The organism is Escherichia sp. E4702 (assembly GCF_963883545.1).
In the GTDB taxonomy this organism is placed as follows: Bacteria; Pseudomonadota; Gammaproteobacteria; order Enterobacterales; family Enterobacteriaceae; genus Escherichia.
Genome location: NZ_CAWORF010000035.1, coordinates 1 through 16,283 on the forward strand (window position 1 = coordinate 1; position 16,283 = coordinate 16,283).

The 16,283-nt window shown below is 50.4% G+C and carries 14 protein-coding genes and 1 rRNA gene; 6 read left to right on the forward strand and 9 right to left on the reverse strand.

The window, feature by feature from the left end; all coding sequences use genetic code 11:
* Positions 1–294, reverse strand: a 16S ribosomal RNA gene (locus AACU94_RS20360); the annotation flags it as partial.
* A 480-nt stretch (positions 295–774) separates the two neighbouring features.
* Here AACU94_RS20360 and AACU94_RS20365 point away from each other — a divergent pair.
* Complete coding sequence (locus AACU94_RS20365; RefSeq protein ID WP_130222537.1) at positions 775–1,467, forward strand: FadR/GntR family transcriptional regulator; 693 nt, start codon at positions 775–777, stop codon at positions 1,465–1,467.
* A 25-nt stretch (positions 1,468–1,492) separates the two neighbouring features.
* Positions 1,493–2,920, forward strand: a complete 1,428-nt coding sequence (gene mdtD / locus AACU94_RS20370; protein WP_135488528.1) for a multidrug transporter subunit MdtD — start codon at positions 1,493–1,495, stop codon at positions 2,918–2,920.
* On the opposite strand, the gene rbsR is transcribed toward mdtD, so the two are convergent.
* The 7 genes from rbsR to kup all read right to left on the reverse strand — a co-directional run bounded on the left by rbsR (position 2,886) and on the right by kup (position 10,791).
* Positions 2,886–3,878, reverse strand: coding sequence for a ribose operon transcriptional repressor RbsR (gene rbsR, locus AACU94_RS20375; protein ID WP_130215068.1), 993 nt, complete (start codon positions 3,876–3,878; stop codon positions 2,886–2,888). The two genes, mdtD and rbsR, sit on opposite strands and share 35 nt — an antisense overlap.
* Positions 3,879–3,881: 3 nt before the next feature.
* The gene (gene rbsK / locus AACU94_RS20380) at positions 3,882–4,811 is read right to left on the reverse strand and encodes a ribokinase (protein ID WP_135488559.1); all 930 of its coding nucleotides are present in this window, start codon (positions 4,809–4,811) and stop codon (positions 3,882–3,884) included.
* A 125-nt stretch (positions 4,812–4,936) separates the two neighbouring features.
* Positions 4,937–5,827: a ribose ABC transporter substrate-binding protein RbsB gene (rbsB, locus tag AACU94_RS20385; protein ID WP_001056273.1), complete on the reverse strand. Its 891-nt coding sequence runs from the start codon at positions 5,825–5,827 to the stop codon at positions 4,937–4,939.
* A 24-nt stretch (positions 5,828–5,851) separates the two neighbouring features.
* Positions 5,852–6,817, reverse strand: coding sequence for a ribose ABC transporter permease (gene rbsC / locus AACU94_RS20390; RefSeq protein ID WP_000211858.1), 966 nt, complete (start codon positions 6,815–6,817; stop codon positions 5,852–5,854).
* Positions 6,818–6,821: 4 nt separating this feature from the next.
* On the reverse strand, positions 6,822–8,327 hold the full coding sequence (gene rbsA, locus AACU94_RS20395; protein ID WP_069906356.1) for a ribose ABC transporter ATP-binding protein RbsA: 1,506 nt from the start codon (positions 8,325–8,327) through the stop codon (positions 6,822–6,824).
* Between the two features lie 7 nt (positions 8,328–8,334).
* Positions 8,335–8,754 (reverse strand): D-ribose pyranase, encoded by a 420-nt coding sequence (gene rbsD, locus AACU94_RS20400; RefSeq protein WP_135488529.1) that lies wholly within the window; start codon positions 8,752–8,754, stop codon positions 8,335–8,337.
* A gap of 168 nt (positions 8,755–8,922) precedes the next feature.
* Positions 8,923–10,791, reverse strand: a complete 1,869-nt coding sequence (kup, locus tag AACU94_RS20405; protein ID WP_086218933.1) for a low affinity potassium transporter Kup — start codon at positions 10,789–10,791, stop codon at positions 8,923–8,925.
* A 222-nt stretch (positions 10,792–11,013) separates the two neighbouring features.
* Here kup and ravA point away from each other — a divergent pair, with 222 nt between their 5' ends.
* Together ravA and viaA are read left to right on the forward strand one after the other, a co-directional pair.
* Positions 11,014–12,510 carry an ATPase RavA gene (gene ravA, locus AACU94_RS20410; RefSeq protein WP_130222529.1) on the forward strand — a complete coding sequence of 499 codons (1,497 nt, stop codon included), beginning with the start codon at positions 11,014–11,016 and terminating at the stop codon, positions 12,508–12,510.
* A complete protein-coding gene (gene viaA / locus AACU94_RS20415) occupies positions 12,504–13,955 on the forward strand; it encodes an ATPase RavA stimulator ViaA (RefSeq protein ID WP_130215076.1) in 1,452 nt (483 codons plus the stop codon). The genes ravA and viaA overlap by 7 nt, the downstream gene beginning before the upstream one ends.
* A gap of 4 nt (positions 13,956–13,959) precedes the next feature.
* On the opposite strand, the gene asnA is transcribed toward viaA, so the two are convergent.
* Positions 13,960–14,952 (reverse strand): aspartate--ammonia ligase, encoded by a 993-nt coding sequence (gene asnA, locus AACU94_RS20420; RefSeq protein WP_130222527.1) that lies wholly within the window; start codon positions 14,950–14,952, stop codon positions 13,960–13,962.
* Positions 14,953–15,103: 151 nt separating this feature from the next.
* Here asnA and asnC point away from each other — a divergent pair, with 151 nt between their 5' ends.
* A complete protein-coding gene (gene asnC, locus AACU94_RS20425; RefSeq protein WP_000432970.1) occupies positions 15,104–15,562 on the forward strand; it encodes a transcriptional regulator AsnC in 459 nt (152 codons plus the stop codon).
* Between the two features lie 89 nt (positions 15,563–15,651).
* Entirely contained in the window at positions 15,652–16,095 is a 444-nt protein-coding gene (mioC, locus tag AACU94_RS20430; RefSeq protein WP_130206832.1) for an FMN-binding protein MioC, read from the forward strand.
* The last annotated feature ends 188 nt before the right edge of the window (positions 16,096–16,283 follow it).

Consider the following 16,283-nt stretch of genomic DNA (forward strand, 5'->3'; position numbering starts at 1 on the left):
GACCAGCTAGGGATCGTCGCCTAGGTGAGCCGTTACCCCACCTACTAGCTAATCCCATCTGGGCACATCCGATGGCAAGAGGCCCGAAGGTCCCCTCTTTGGTCTTGCGACGTTATGCGGTATTAGCTACCGTTTCCAGTAGTTATCCCCCTCCATCAGGCAGTTTCCCAGACATTACTCACCCGTCCGCCACTCGTCAGCAAAGAAGCAAGCTTCTTCCTGTTACCGTTCGACTTGCATGTGTTAGGCCTGCCGCCAGCGTTCAATCTGAGCCATGATCAAACTCTTCAATTTAAAAGTTTGATGCTCAAAGAATTAAACTTCGTAATGAATTACGTGTTCACTCTTGAGACTTGGTATTCATTTTTCGTCTTGCGACGTTAAGAATCCGTATCTTCGAGTGCCCACACAGATTGTCTGATAAATTGTTAAAGAGCAGTGCCGCTTCGCTTTTTCTCAGCGGCGCGGGGTGTGCATAATACGCTTTCCCGCTACAGAGTCAAGCATTTTTTTTGCTTTTCTCTGCCGGAATTCTCAGGAGAATCCCGCTGACCCGGCGGCGTGTTTGCCGTTGTTCCGTGTCAGTGGTGGCGCATTATAGGGAGTTATTCTGAGCTGACAAGAGGAAATTTAAAATAATTTTCCGAATGCGCGTTTTTTCAGCAAAACACCTGTAAGCGTGCCATAAAACAAGCAATTTGCCGTTTTTGCAACCGCAATCACACTTCCAGGTGGCATACTAAAGAGGAATAAAAAGAAAAAGGAAGATAAGTAATGCCTTTAAGCGCACAACAGTTAGCTGCACAGAAAAACCTTTCATATGTTCTGGCTGAGAAGCTGGCACAACGAATCTTAAAAGGTGAATACGCACCTGGCACCATTTTGCCGGGTGAAATTGAACTGGGTGAGCAATTTGGTGTGAGTCGTACTGCGGTACGCGAAGCGGTCAAGACGTTAACGGCAAAGGGGATGGTTTTACCGCGTCCACGAATTGGTACTCGGGTCATGCCACAATCCAACTGGAACTTTCTTGATCAGGAATTACTCACCTGGTGGATGACAGAAGAGAACTTTCATCAGGTCATTGATCACTTTTTGGTTATGCGTATCTGTCTGGAGCCGCAAGCCTGTTTACTGGCGGCAACGGTAGGAACAGCAGAACAGAAGGCGCATCTCAACACGCTAATGGCCGAAATGGTCGCATTAAAAGATAACTTTCGCCGAGAACGTTGGGTTGAGGTCGATATGGCCTGGCATGAGCACATCTATGAAATGAGCGCCAATCCGTTTTTGACCTCTTTCGCTTCGCTATTCCATTCGGTTTATCACACTTACTTCACGTCAATAACCAGTGACACCGTGATAAAGCTGGATCTGCACCAGGCGATCGTCGATGCGATTATCCAAAGCGATGGCAACGCGGCATTTAAAGCTTGTCAGGCGCTACTACACACTCCGGATAAGTGATAATAACCAGACAAAGGGACATTGAATGAGCGAGAAAAAGAAGCGCAGTATGGCGGGTTTGCCATGGATTGCGGCGATGGCTTTCTTCATGCAGGCACTTGATGCCACCATCCTGAATACAGCCCTACCCGATATCGCTCATAGTCTTAATCGCTCCCCCCTCGCTATGCAATCGGCCATCATCAGTTACACGCTGACGGTGGCGATGCTTATTCCGGTCAGCGGATGGCTGGCCGATCGCTTCGGCACACGCCGCGTTTTTACCATTGCCGTTAGCTTGTTCACGTTGGGTTCTCTGGCCTGCGCACTCTCAAACTCGCTGCCACAACTGGTTGTCTTCCGTGTTATTCAGGGGATAGGCGGCGCAATGATGATGCCGGTTGCTCGCCTGGCGTTACTGCGCGCATACCCACGCAATGAACTCCTCCCGGTACTGAATTTTGTCGCCATGCCGGGTCTGGTAGGGCCGATTTTAGGGCCCGTTCTTGGGGGCATGTTAGTCACGTGGGCGACATGGCACTGGATCTTTTTAATCAATATTCCCATTGGTATTGCGGGCCTTCTTTACGCTCGCAAACATATGCCCAACTTCACCACAGCACGTCGAAAATTTGATATCACTGGTTTTTTACTGTTTGGTCTTAGCCTTGTGCTCTTCTCAAGTGGAATAGAACTGTTTGGTGAGAAAATTGTTGAAACCTGGATTGCCTTGACGGTCATTGTGGCCAGCATAGTGTTACTGCTTCTCTATATTCTCCATGCGCGACGAACGCCAAACCCATTAATTTCATTAAATTTATTTAAAACCCACACTTTCTCGATCGGTATCGTAGGCAATATTGCAACCCGTCTGGGGACCGGCTGTGTACCGTTCCTTATGCCATTGATGTTACAGGTAGGATTTGGTTATCAGGCGTTTATTGCCGGCTGCATGATGGCACCGATAGCGTTAGGCTCCATTATTGCGAAATCGATGGTTACGCAGGTTTTACGGCGTCTGGGCTATCGCCATACGTTAGTGGGAATTACGGTGATTATTGGTTTGATGATCGCCCAGTTCTCATTGCAATCTCCGGCAATGGCGATCTGGATGCTAATTTTGCCGTTGTTTATTTTAGGGATGGCGATGTCGACGCAATTTACCGCGATGAATACCATAACACTTGCCGATCTGACCGATGACAACGCCAGCAGTGGTAACAGCGTCCTGGCGGTCACGCAACAGTTGTCGATCAGTTTAGGCGTAGCCGTTAGCGCAGCCGTTCTTCGCGTTTACGAAGGGATGGAAGGTACGACGATTGTTGAACAATTCCACTATACGTTTATTACGATGGGGATTATTACGGTTGCTTCAGCAGCGATGTTCATGCTCCTGAAGGCAACTGATGGTAATAATTTGATTAAACGCCAGCAAAAATCTAAGCCGAGCCGCGCGCCATCAGAATCGGAGTAAGTTGTAATCGTTGTTGCTGTAAGGTTGGCTGCGCCATTCGATGGATGAGTACATCAATCGCCAGCTCTCCCAATTCATCTTTCGGTTGATGGATAGTGGTGAGCGGTGGCGTCATATAACGTGCCAGTTCAATATCGTCATAACCAATCACAGCGATATCCTGCGGGACATGCAATCCAGCCTGGTACAACGCCTGGTAAACACCCACTGCCATTGCGTCATTTCCGGTAAAGACCGCCTGAGGACGCAGCGAATGTGATAACAGCTGTCGCATAGCGTCAAACCCGCCGTTAAATTCAAAATCGCCAGTCACTTCATAACCATCAGGAATGTCGAGGCCAGCACGTTTCATCGCTGCCCGATAACCTTCCAGTCGCAAGCGTGCAGGCGTTTTATCCAGAGGTCCGGTAATACAGGCGATACGAGTATGACCTTTGTCAATCAGATATTGCGTCGCTAAATCTCCGCCCAGCAACGAGTTATCCTGAATGAGATCGCTGTCGCCATCGAACGGTGCCCAGTCCATCATCACGGTTGGCACTGTCGGATAACGTTGCATGATTTCACGCGAAGGCTGATGCGTTTCGGTGCACAGTAACAGCAGGCCATCAACACGCTTTTGCATCAACGTTTCCAGATTACGATTCATTCGCTGCTCATCGCCTTCGGTATTACAAAGGACAAGACTATAGCCGCGCTCGAAGCAGCTGCGTTCAACGCCACGCACCAGTTCTGAATAGAAAGGATTAGTACTGGCGGTGATCAACATGCCAATGGTATGTGTTTGATTAAGCTTGAGACTACGCGCCAGAGCTGATGGCGCGTAATTGAGTTCTTTAATCGCCGCTTCAACTTTGGCGGTAATCGCTTCACTGACGAAGCGATCTTTATTGATGACGTGAGAAACTGTTGAGGTAGAAACGCCCGCCAGGCGGGCAACATCTTTCATTGTAGCCAAGCGTCACCTCTGCCTGTCTAAAAATGCGTCGATCTCTTCACGCCACGGTACGGAAGGTTGTGCGCCTTTACGTGTTACGGCAATCGCAGCTGCGGCATGGGCAAAACGAATCGCCTCTGGCAATGGTTTTTCTTCCAGCAACGCCGTGATTAACGCGCCGTTAAAGGTATCTCCGGCAGCAATGGTATCGACAGCCTGCACCCGGAATCCAGGAACGCGCTGACCTTCACCATTCACGCTAGCCCATACACCACGACTTCCTAAAGTAATCAGTACAGTTCGGATACCTTTTTCATGCAGTACCTGCGCCGCCTTCGCTGCATCTTCATCACTTTCAACACGAATACCGGTGAGCTTTTCTGCTTCCGTTTCGTTTGGCGTAATAATGTCCACCAGCGCCAACAGTTCGTCAGGAAGTTCGCGAGCCGGAGCCGGGTTAAGCGCAACGATAGTCTTATTTTGATGGGCGATTTTCGCCGCTGCCATCACACTTTCGAGTGGTGATTCCAGCTGCATTAATAATGCTGAGGCATTCGCAATACGCTCGCGTTGTGCTTCTACCAGCACAGGGGAAAGGGCAGCGTTAGCGCCGGAGTGAATACCGATGACGTTCTCGCCTTCACTATTAACAAAAATCAGCGCCACACCTGTTGATTCGCCTTTGATCACGCTGACCGGAGAAATATCAATGTTATCAGTAGCGAGCTGCTGACGTACGCTCTCGCCAATACTGTCATCGCCCGTGCAGGCTATAAACGCGATATTCGCACCGCTACGCCCTGCTGCCACCGCCTGATTCGCACCTTTGCCGCCAAATGCGACTTGATAGTGGTTACCGGTTACGGTTTCGCCTGGAGTAGGAAAAGATAGAAGATTAAGGATATGGTCAGCATTAATGCTGCCAAGAACAACGAGGCTGCCTGCGTTTTGCATATTCGGGATGTCCATAAAATGCGCCACCGGGTTAGGGTGGCGCGTGCCCTGCTTTTCTTTATATTACACGTTCATCTGTCGATGACGTATTGATGCCACTATCAGGTTATAAAACCTGACCAAGACTACTGCTTAACAACCAGTTTCAGATCAACCGGATATTTCGCCTGAACTTTTTCGCCTTTCAGAACTTTATCCGCGGTTTCGACACCTTTCGCGCCAATCTGATCGGGTAACTGAGCGATAGTCGCTGCCAGTTTGCCATCATTTACTGCTTTTTCGCCATCAGGTGTACCGTCAAATCCGACGACCATCACATCCGATTTACCAGCAGTTTGCAGCGCACGCAGTGCGCCCAGCGCCATTTCATCGTTCTGCGCAAACACTGCCTGCACATCCGGATGAGCGGTCAACAGGTTCTGCATTACGTTCAAACCTTTGGTACGGTCGAAGTCTGCCGGCTGGCTGGCAAGGACATTAAATTTGTGAGCAGCAACAGCCTGCTGGAAGCCTTCGCCACGTTCACGGGCTGCGGATGTACCGGCAATGCCTTGCAGCTCGATAACTTTGGCACCTTCGCCCGCTTTCTTCGCGATGTAATCACCGGCGATTTTGCCGCCCAGTACGTTATCAGAAGCAATGTGGCTCACCACTTCGCCTTTCGTGGCCTGACGGTCAAGGGTGATAACCGGGATGTTCGCCTGGTTTGCCATCTTCACGGCGTTACCCACCGCGTCGGAGTCAGTCGGGTTAATCAGCAGAATTTTGGTACCGCGAACGGTTAAGTCCTGCACGTTCGCCAGCTCTTTCGCCGGGTTGTTCTGGGAGTCCAGCACCACCAGGTTATAGCCGAGTTTATCCGCCTCTTTCTGCGCGCCATCTTTCAGCGATACAAAGAACGGGTTATTGAGTGTGGAAACCACCAGCGCAATGGTGTCTTTTGCCATTGCATTCGCACTAACGGTGGCGCTTAGCGCAACAGCAGAAACCAGGGTAGCCAGTTTTTTCATGTTCATATTCAAGATGTCCTGTAGTCGTTATTACTGCTTTTTGTTGTCTACCAGCACCGCCAGCAAAATCACCACAGCTTTGACGATCATCTGGTAATAGGAGGAAACACCTAACAAATTCAATCCATTATTAAGGAAGCCAAGAATTAATGCGCCGATCAACGTCCCAACAATGCGACCTTTTCCGCCCGCCAGGCTCGTACCGCCCAGAACCACTGCCGCAATAGCATCCAGCTCATAGCCAGTCCCCGCCGTGGGTTGTGCAGAGGAGAGACGCGCCACTTCAATGATCCCGGCCAGCGATGCCAGCAGACCACAAAGAGAATAGACGATGATTTTGATTTTATTGACGTTGATACCAGAAAGACGCGTTGCCGCTTCGTTGCCACCCAGCGCGTAGATGTAACGCCCCAGACGCGTGTGATGCAGCATGTACCATGCCGCGAGGAAGACAATCCCCATGATCCAGACTGGCGTCGGTACGCCCAGCGGACGACCAATACCAAACCAGCCAAACAGATCGGCGTTCTCAGTAAAGCCGGTATTCACTGGGCTACCATTGGTATAAACCATGGTCACGCCGCGCAGTAAAAGCATCATAACCAGCGTAGCGATAAACGCCTGGACGCGGCCTTTCGCCACAATCACCCCGGTTACCGCACCAATTGCGGCACCTAATGCCAGTGCGGCAGCGACAGCCACCAGCGCATTGACTTCAATGCCGACGATAGACGCAGCAACTGCGCCAGTCAGCGCCAACAGAGAACCGACGGACAGGTCGATGCCCGACGTCAGGATCACCAGCGTCATGCCGACCGCCATAATGGCGTTCACCGAGGTTTGCTGGAGAATATTGAATAAGTTATTGATGGTGAAAAAGTTCGGGCTTAACGTCGAGACAATCGCGATCAGCACCAGCAGAGCGATAAGCGATTTCTGCTCCATCAGCCACGCTTTCGTGAAATAACGGCGACCAGAAACAGTCTGGGTTGTCATTTTTTTACTCCTGATTCACGCGATTAAGCTTGCCCACAGCGGCAGCCATTAACACTTCCTGGGTGGCCTGCTCACGAGTAAATTCCCCGCTGAGATGCCCTTCATGCATGACGATGATGCGATCGCTCATGCCTAATACTTCTGGCATCTCCGATGACACCAGAATGATGCTCAAGCCATCGGCTTTGAACTGGTTAATCAGTTGATAGATCTCTTTTTTCGCGCCGACATCTACGCCACGGGTAGGTTCATCAAGGATCAACACTTTGGGGCGTGTCATCAGACCGCGGGCAATCGCCACTTTTTGCTGATTGCCACCGGAAAGCAGACCAATTGCCTGTTCCATCGACGGTGTTTTCACATTAAACAGACGAATGAAATCACTCACAGCCTGCTGTTCATCGGCATGCTTCAAACTGCCGCCAGCGCGGCTGAAGTAGCGCAGCGCTGTCAGCGACATGTTCTCTTTTACTGACATGCCCAACACTAAACCGTCACGTTTACGGTCTTCGGAGATATACACAATGCCGTTTGCCAGGCCATCCTGCGGTGAACGAGTAATAACTTCATGCCCATCCAGCGTGACATAACCGCTGGTGCGCGGTAGTGCGCCGTAGAGCACTTTCATCAGTTCGGTACGACCTGCGCCCATCAAACCAGAGACGCCAAGAATTTCGCCTTTGCGTAAAGTAAAAGAGACATCGTTAACGCCAGGTCCGCAGAGATTATCGACTTTCAGGCGGATATCTCCCGGCGCTTTGTCCAGGTGCGGATATTGATCTTCCAGCTTGCGACCCACCATCATCTCAATCAGCGAATCTTCGGTCAGTGATGCCACTTCGCGCTCAGCAATAAATTGTCCGTCACGAAAAACGGTAACGTCATCGCAAATCTCGAAGATTTCTTTCATGCGGTGGGAGATATAGACAATACCGCGGCCTTGCGATTTCAGCTCGCGGATGACGCGGAACAGGGATTCGGTTTCGGTATCGGTCAGCGCATCGGTCGGTTCATCCATAATGATGACTTTCGACTCAAAGCTCAGCACTTTGGCGATTTCAACCATTTGCTGGTCACCGATGGAAAGATCGCCCACCAGCTTGTCGCTTTTAAAGCGCAGGTTAAGTTTAGCCAGCAATTTATCCGCTTCGGCATACATGGTTTTCCAGTCAATTTTGCCAAAGCGATTAACAAACTCACGACCGAGGAAAATGTTTTCGGCAATGGTCAACTGCGGGATCAGGTTCAGCTCCTGGTGGATAATCCCAATCCCGGCTTCCTGGGAAGATTTCGGCCCGGTAAATGTCGTTTCTTTCCCCAGCCATAAAAGCGTACCGGCATCGCGAGTATAGATACCGGTAAGCACTTTCATCATGGTGGATTTACCCGCGCCGTTTTCGCCTACCAGCGCCATCACACGGCCCGGATAGACATTTAACGCGGCGCCCGAGAGGGCTTTTACGCCCGGAAAGGCTTTATCAATGCCTTTAAGCTGTAGTAATGCTTCCATGACGACCTCAGAACGTCACGCCAGCACAGAGAATGATATTCGCATACGGAGAACATTCTCCGCTGCGAATTACCGCCTGACTTTCTGCGGTTAGTTGTTTGAATTGTTCATGCGTGGTGTAACGAATTTCAATGGTGTTTCCCTGGTGTTGTTGCAGCTGCTCAAGGTGAGTGAGCAACGTTTCGTGGAGTTGCGGATTATGTTGTTTGATCTCTTCCGCGATAATGGCTGCCTCAACCTGCATTTCACTCGTAACAACTCCCAGCACCTGCATAAAAGAAGGTACGCCCTGGGTTAATGCCACATCGATACGCGTTGTCCTTTTTGGGATGGGTAAACCAGCATCACACACCACCAGCGTATCGGTATGCCCCAGACGGGAGATCACCGACGAAATATCAGAATTAAGAACGGCGCCTTTTTTCATTTTTTTCTCCATCAGCGAAACGTTTCGCTGACCAGCAGTTTAATCCTGACTGAACAGAGAAAACCATCGCAACGTTACTGAAATGTGATCAACATCGAAACGTTTTACATCGTGATTAAGCATCAAAAACAAAAACGCCCCCTTTATGAAGAAAGGAGGCGTCTGGCGTTAGATTTCGACCTGAGTACCCAGTTCAATAACCCTGTTTGGTGGGATTTCAAACTGATCTGGTGCACGCAGTGCATTACGCTGCAACAACAAGTACAGTTTGCCACGCAAACGTAAGTACCACGGGCGTTTGCCGAGGATCAACGACTCATGCGACATAAAGAAGGAGGTTTCCATCATCCGGCAACTTAACCCTTCCAGACCGCAGCGGTGGAAAACTTCTTCCACGTTTGGCGTTTCCCGCCAGCCGTAACTTGCCACCACGCGCCAGAAAGTGGGCGACAGTTGTTCAATCTGTACCCGACGGACGTTATGGACATATGGCGCGTCTTCGGTACGCAGAGTTAACAGAATCACCCGCTCATGCAATACCTTGTTATGTTTCAGGTTATGCATCAGCGCAAAGGGAATGACGTTGATTGCACGCGACATATACACCGCGGTTCCGGGAACGCGAACGGGCGGAGATTTCTCCAGCGAAGCAATCATCGCTTCCAGAGAATTACCATGTTCATGCATCCGTCGCAGCAGGCGGAAACGCTCGCTCTTCCAGGTGGTCATCACGATAAACATCACCGTACCGAGGCTCAATGGCAACCAGCCGCCGGAGAGCAGTTTATCGAGGTTAGCGGTGAACAATGGAATATCGACACAAAGGAAGGCTATCAGGATCAGCGCAACAAAATACTTATTCCAGTGCCAGTTCTGACGCGCCACGGTAGTCGAGAGAATAGACGTCAACACCATGGTTCCGGTTACCGCAATCCCATACGCCGCCGCCAGGTTACTGGAGTGCTCAAAGCTGACAATCACAATCACGACCGCGACATAGAGCATCCAGTTCACAAACGGAATATAGATTTGCCCTGACTCCATTTCGGAGGTGTGAATAATGCGCATCGGCGAAAGATATCCCAGACGTACCGCCTGACGCGTCAATGAGAAAACGCCAGAGATAACTGCCTGCGAGGCAATCACCGTTGCCAGTGCAGCGATGATCAGCAGCGGGATCAGCGCCCAATCCGGTGCTAACAGGAAGAACGGGTTCTTAATCGCTTCCGGGTTCTTTAACAACAGCGCTCCCTGGCCGAAGTAATTAAGGGTTAAGGAAGGCAAGACGACAGTGAACCACGCCAGGCGAATCGGGAACTTACCAAAATGCCCCATATCGGCATACAGCGCCTCGACTCCGGTAATCGACAGCACCACCGCCCCTAATGCAATAAAAGAAACCGTTTTGTATTCAAGGAAGAAATGCACCGCCCACACCGGATTTAGCGCATGCAGCACTTCCGGGTTAGCAATAATGCTACGTAACCCCAGCCCTGCCAGAATCAAAAACCAGGTCAGCATGATCGGCGCAAACAGCTTACCGACCATAGCAGTGCCATGTTTTTGAATCATAAACAGTAAAGTAAGAACGATGATTGAGAGGGGAACTATCCAGGTATCCAGTTGCGGGGCGACGATTTCCAGACCTTCAATGGCAGACATCACCGAAATAGCGGGAGTAATGACGACTTCACCATAGAAAAAGCTGCCACCGATTAGCCCCATAATCACTAACATTGAGGTCGTTCGAGCCGACGTATTACGCCCGGCAAGCGACATCAACGTCAGAATACCCCCTTCTCCGGCGTTATCCGCGCGCATCACGAAGGTAAGATATTTGATGGAAACCACAAAGATTAGCAGCCAGAAGATCAGCGATAAAAAGCCAAACACGGCATCGCGTTCAACGCCAAAACCAAACTGGCCGGACAAACATTCACGAAGTGTATATAACGGGCTGGTACCAATATCGCCGTAGACAACTCCAATCGCCGCGAGGGTTATCGCGGGCAACGATTGCTTATTATCAGTGCTCATAGACTAGTCTTTCGTTGAAATATGAAATGTGTGCGTAGTCCCTTGGCCCACAAAAAAGCGCTCAGTATGCACGATTAACGGCAAAATCGTACTCCTAAATGCGGCCACATTAACCTGGCTCAAAGAAAAATATCCCTTCTTTGAGACTATTTTTGCCACCAGCAAGAAACGTCTATACTCGCAATTTACGCAGAACTTTTGACGAAAGGACGCCACTTCATTATGGCTCACCCTCATTTATTAGCGGAAAGAATTTCCCGCCTGAGCAGCGCGCTGGAAAAGGGGCTTTATGAACGTAGCCACGCCATCCGCCTGTGTTTGTTAGCGGCATTAAGTGGTGAAAGCGTGTTCCTGCTTGGCCCCCCAGGTATTGCTAAAAGTCTGATCGCCCGTCGCTTAAAATTCGCCTTCCAGAATGCGCGCGATTTTGAATATCTGATGACCCGCTTCTCCACCCCGGAAGAAGTTTTTGGCCCCCTTTCCATTCAGGCGTTAAAAGATGAGGGACGCTATGAACGCTTAACCAGCGGTTACCTGCCGGAAGCAGAAATCGTCTTTCTGGATGAAATCTGGAAAGCTGGCCCGGCAATTCTTAATACCCTGCTAACCGCTATTAACGAACGTCAATTCCGTAACGGTGCTCATGTCGAAAAAATCCCGATGCGCTTGCTCGTGGCGGCCTCCAACGAGCTGCCGGAAGCAGACAGCAGTCTGGAAGCGTTATATGACCGCATGCTGATTCGTCTGTGGTTAGATAAAGTGCAGGATAAAGCGAATTTCCGCTCCATGCTAACCAGCCAACAAGATGAAAATAACAATCCGGTTCCTGCCGCCTTGCAGGTCACTGATGAAGAATATGAACGCTGGCAGAAAGAGATTAGTGAAATTACGCTGCCCGATCATGTATTTGAGCTGATTTTTATGCTGCGCCAGCAACTGGATAAATTACCGGATGCGCCTTACGTCTCCGATCGCCGCTGGAAAAAAGCGATCCGCTTATTGCAGGCCAGCGCTTTTTTTAGTGGTCGCAGTGCTGTTGCCCCGGTTGATCTTATCTTGCTGAAAGATTGCCTATGGTATGACGCGCAAAGCCTGAATTTGATTCAACAACAAATTGATTTATTGATGACCGGTCACGCCTGGCAACAGCAAGGGATGTTGACCCGCCTGGGCGCGATTGTGCAACGTCGTCTGCAACTCCAGCAGCAACAAAGCGATAAAACAGCCTTAACGGTAATTCGTCTGGGCGGCATTTTCAGCCGTCGTCAGCAGTATCAGCTTCCTGTCAACGTTACTGATTCCAATCTGACTCTGCTGCTGCAAAAACCGTTAAAACTGCATGATATGGAAGTAGTTCATATCTCCTTTGAGCGTAGCGCGCTGGAACAGTGGCTGAGCAAAGGTGGTGAAATTCGTGGCAAACTGAACGGTATCGGCTTTGCCCAGAAACTGAATCTGGAAGTTGATAGCGCCCAACATCTGGTTGTACGCGATGTAAGTTTACAAGGCAGTATGCTGGCGCTCCCCGGTTCATCGGCTGAAGGTCTACCAGGTGAAATAAAACAACAGCTGGAAGAGCTTGAAAGCGACTGGCGTAAGCAACACGTTTTATTCAGCGAACAGCAAAAATGTCTGTTTATCCCTGGCGACTGGTTAGGTCGCATTGAAGCCAGCCTACAGGATGTCGGCGCCCAGATTCGCCAGGCGCAACAATGCTAACACTGGATACGCTCAATGTGATGCTGGCCGTCAGCGAAGAGGGATTGATCGAAGAGATGATCATCGCGCTGCTGGCCTCACCGCAGCTGGCGGTATTCTTTGAAAAATTCCCGCGCCTCAAGGCGGCAATCACCGATGATATTCCCCGCTGGCGTGAGGTGCTGCATAGCCGCCTGAAAGATGCGCGTGTCCCGCCGGAACTCACTGAAGAGGTCATGTGCTATCAGCAAAGCCAGCTTCTCTCCACGCCGCAGTTTATTGTGCAGCTACCCCAGATTCTGGACTTACTGCATCGTCTGAATTCCCCGTGGGCCGAACAAGCCCGACAGCTGGTTGATGCTAACAGCACTATCACTCCGTCATTGCATACACTTTTTCTCCAGCGTTGGCGCTTAAGCCTGATTGTGCAAGCGACGACCCTGAATCAGCAGTTATTAGAAGAAGAACGCGAACAACTGTTGAGCGAAGTTCAGGAACGCATGACATTAAGCGGGCAGCTCGAACCAGTTCTGGCTGATAACAACACCGCAGCCGGTCGTCTGTGGGATATGAGCGCCGGTCAGCTTAAACGCGGCGACTATCAGTTGATTGTGAAATACGGGGAATTTCTTAACGAACAGCCGGAACTGAAACGTCTGGCGGAACAGCTGGGACGTTCGCGGGAGGCCAAATCAATACCCCGCAACGATGCGCAGATGGAAACCTTCCGCACCATGGTGCGCGAACCAGCAACCGTTCCTGAGCAGGTTGATGGCCTGCAACAAAGCGATGATATTTTACGCCTTCTGCCGCCGGAACTGGCGACACTGGGCATCACTGAACTGGAATATGAATTTTATCGTCGGCTGGTGGAAAAACAGTTGCTCACCTATCGTCTGCACGGTGAATCATGGCGTGAAAAAGTGATCGAACGCCCGGTGGTACATAAAGATTACGACGAACAACCGCGCGGGCCGTTTATTGTCTGCGTAGATACTTCCGGCTCAATGGGCGGTTTTAATGAGCAGTGTGCGAAAGCGTTCTGTCTGGCCTTGATGCGCATAGCCCTCGCTGAAAATCGACGCTGCTATATTATGTTATTTTCCACCGAGATCGTCCGTTACGAGCTTTCAGGCCCACAAGGTCTTGAACAAGCGATCCGCTTTTTAAGTCAGCAGTTTCGTGGCGGCACCGATCTGGCCAGTTGTTTTCGCGCCATTATGGAACGCTTACAAAGTCGGGAATGGTTTGACGCTGATGCGGTGGTGATTTCTGATTTTATCGCCCAGCGGTTGCCTGACGATGTGACGAGTAAAGTGAAAGAGTTGCAGCGGGTACATCAGCATCGCTTTCATGCCGTGGCGATGTCGGCACACGGCAAACCCGGCATCATGCGCATTTTCGATCATATCTGGCGCTTTGATACCGGGATGCGAAGCCGCCTGCTCAGACGCTGGCGGCGATAAACGATTACAGCAGAGAAGGGACGCTCTCGCGAACAGCTGCCGGCCATACACCACACTGAACCTGGCCGATATGCGGCAGTTGCAGCAGCAGCATAGTCAAACGAGACTGGCCGATACCGCCGCCGATGGTCTGCGGCATTTCACCACGCAGCAGCGCCTGATGCCACTCCAGCTGCAGACGATCTTCATCACCGGTCAGCGCCAGTTGATGCTTCAGCGTGTCGGCATCCACGCGGATCCCCATGGAAGAAAGCTCAAACGCATCTTCCAGTACCGGGTTCCATACCAGAATATCGCCGTTCAGACCCGCATGGCCCAGCTCTGACGGGGTGCTCCAGTCATCATAATCCGGTGCGCGCACGTCGTGGCGATGACCATCACTCAGCTTGCCACCAATCCCGACGAGGAATACCGCGCCAAGATCTTTCGCAATCGCCCGCTCACGCCCTTTGGCATCGAGATCCGGATAACGAGCCAGTAACTCCTGGCTGTGTACGAAGTGGATCTGATCCGGCAGGAACGCTGCCAGACCAAACTCTTCGCTAACAGCAGCTTCGGTTGCTTTAATTCCCGCCCAGATCGCCTCTACTGTGCTTTTCAGAGTGGAGAATTGACGCTCACCGTCGCCCATTACGCGTTCCCAGTCCCACTGGTCAACATAGACCGAGTGCAGCGGGGAAAGACGGTCTTCATCGGGGCGAAGGGCTTTCATGTGCGTGTACAGCCCTTCGCCCACGCTGAAGTCGTGTTGCCCTAATGTCTGACGTTTCCACTTCGCCAGTGAATGAACCACTTCGAACTGGGCATCAGGCAGAGCTTTCACTTTTACCTGTACCGCTTTTTCACAGCCCGACAAGTTATCCTGCGTGCCATCCCCCACACGGCTAAGAATCGGCGCCTGGACTTCAATCAGCCCTAAGCGTTCTTCCAGTTGACGAGAAAAGTGAGATTTCACGAAGCTAATTTGACGTTGTTTGGCAATGTAAGCGGTTTTCATTTTTTATACTCCTGCGTCCTGTTGCTTATGATTAAGCAACAAAAACCGACACACATGCAATAATCATTCAATAAAAAGCCTAACTCAATTTTGATTCGTTAAAAAAGAAGGCTAAAATAGAATAAATCATCAATGCACATAAGAAAATCCTATGGAAAATTATCTGATCGACAATCTGGACCGCGGCATCCTGGAAGCATTAATGGGCAATGCACGCACCGCTTACGCCGAACTGGCGAAACAATTTGGCGTAAGCCCGGGGACGATTCACGTTCGTGTAGAGAAAATGAAGCAAGCGGGGATCATTACCGGCGCCCGTATCGACGTCAGCCCAAAACAGCTCGGTTATGACGTAGGCTGTTTTATCGGCATTATCCTGAAGAGCGCAAAAGACTATCCTTCCGCGCTGGCAAAGCTGGAAAGTCTCGACGAAGTCACCGAAGCCTACTACACCACCGGCCACTACAGCATCTTTATAAAAGTGATGTGCCGTTCGATCGACGCCCTCCAGCATGTACTTATCAACAAGATCCAAACAATTGATGAAATTCAGTCCACCGAGACATTGATCGTCCTGCAGAACCCGATCATGCGTACCATTAAGCCCTGATCAGCTTTTTTAATCCCATACTTTTCCACAGGTAGATCCCAGCGCGTTCACAGCGTACAATACGCCACTCTTAATAAAGGTGGCGGTTTATGGCAGATATCACTCTTATCAGCGGCAGCACCCTGGGCGGTGCCGAATATGTAGCAGAACACCTGGCTGAAAAGCTGGAAGAGGCGGGTTTTACCACCGAAACGCTGCACGGTCCGCTGTTAGAAGATTTATCTGCCTCTGGGATCTGGCTGGTTATCAGCTCAACCCACGGTGCCGGAGACATTCCGGACAACCTTTCTCCTTTCTATGAAGCATTGCAGGAACAAAAGCCCGATCTTTCTGCAGTGCGCTTTGGCGCAATCGGTATTGGCAGTCGTGAATACGACACTTTTTGTGGGGCCATCGATAAACTCGAGGCAGAACTCAAAAATTCCGGTGCAAAACAGATTGGTGAAACACTGAAGATCAACATCCTTGATCACGACATTCCGGAAGATCCGGCAGAAGAATGGCTGGGATCGTGGATTAATTTACTCAAATAAGTATACAGATCGTGCGATCTACTGTGGATAACTCTGTCAGGAAGCTTGGATCAACCGGTAGTTATCCAAAGAACAACTGTTGTTCAGTTTTTGAGTTGTGTATAACCCCTCATTCTGATCCCAGCTTATACTGTCCAGGATCACCGATCATTCACAGTTAATGATCCTTTCCAGGTTGTTGATCTTAA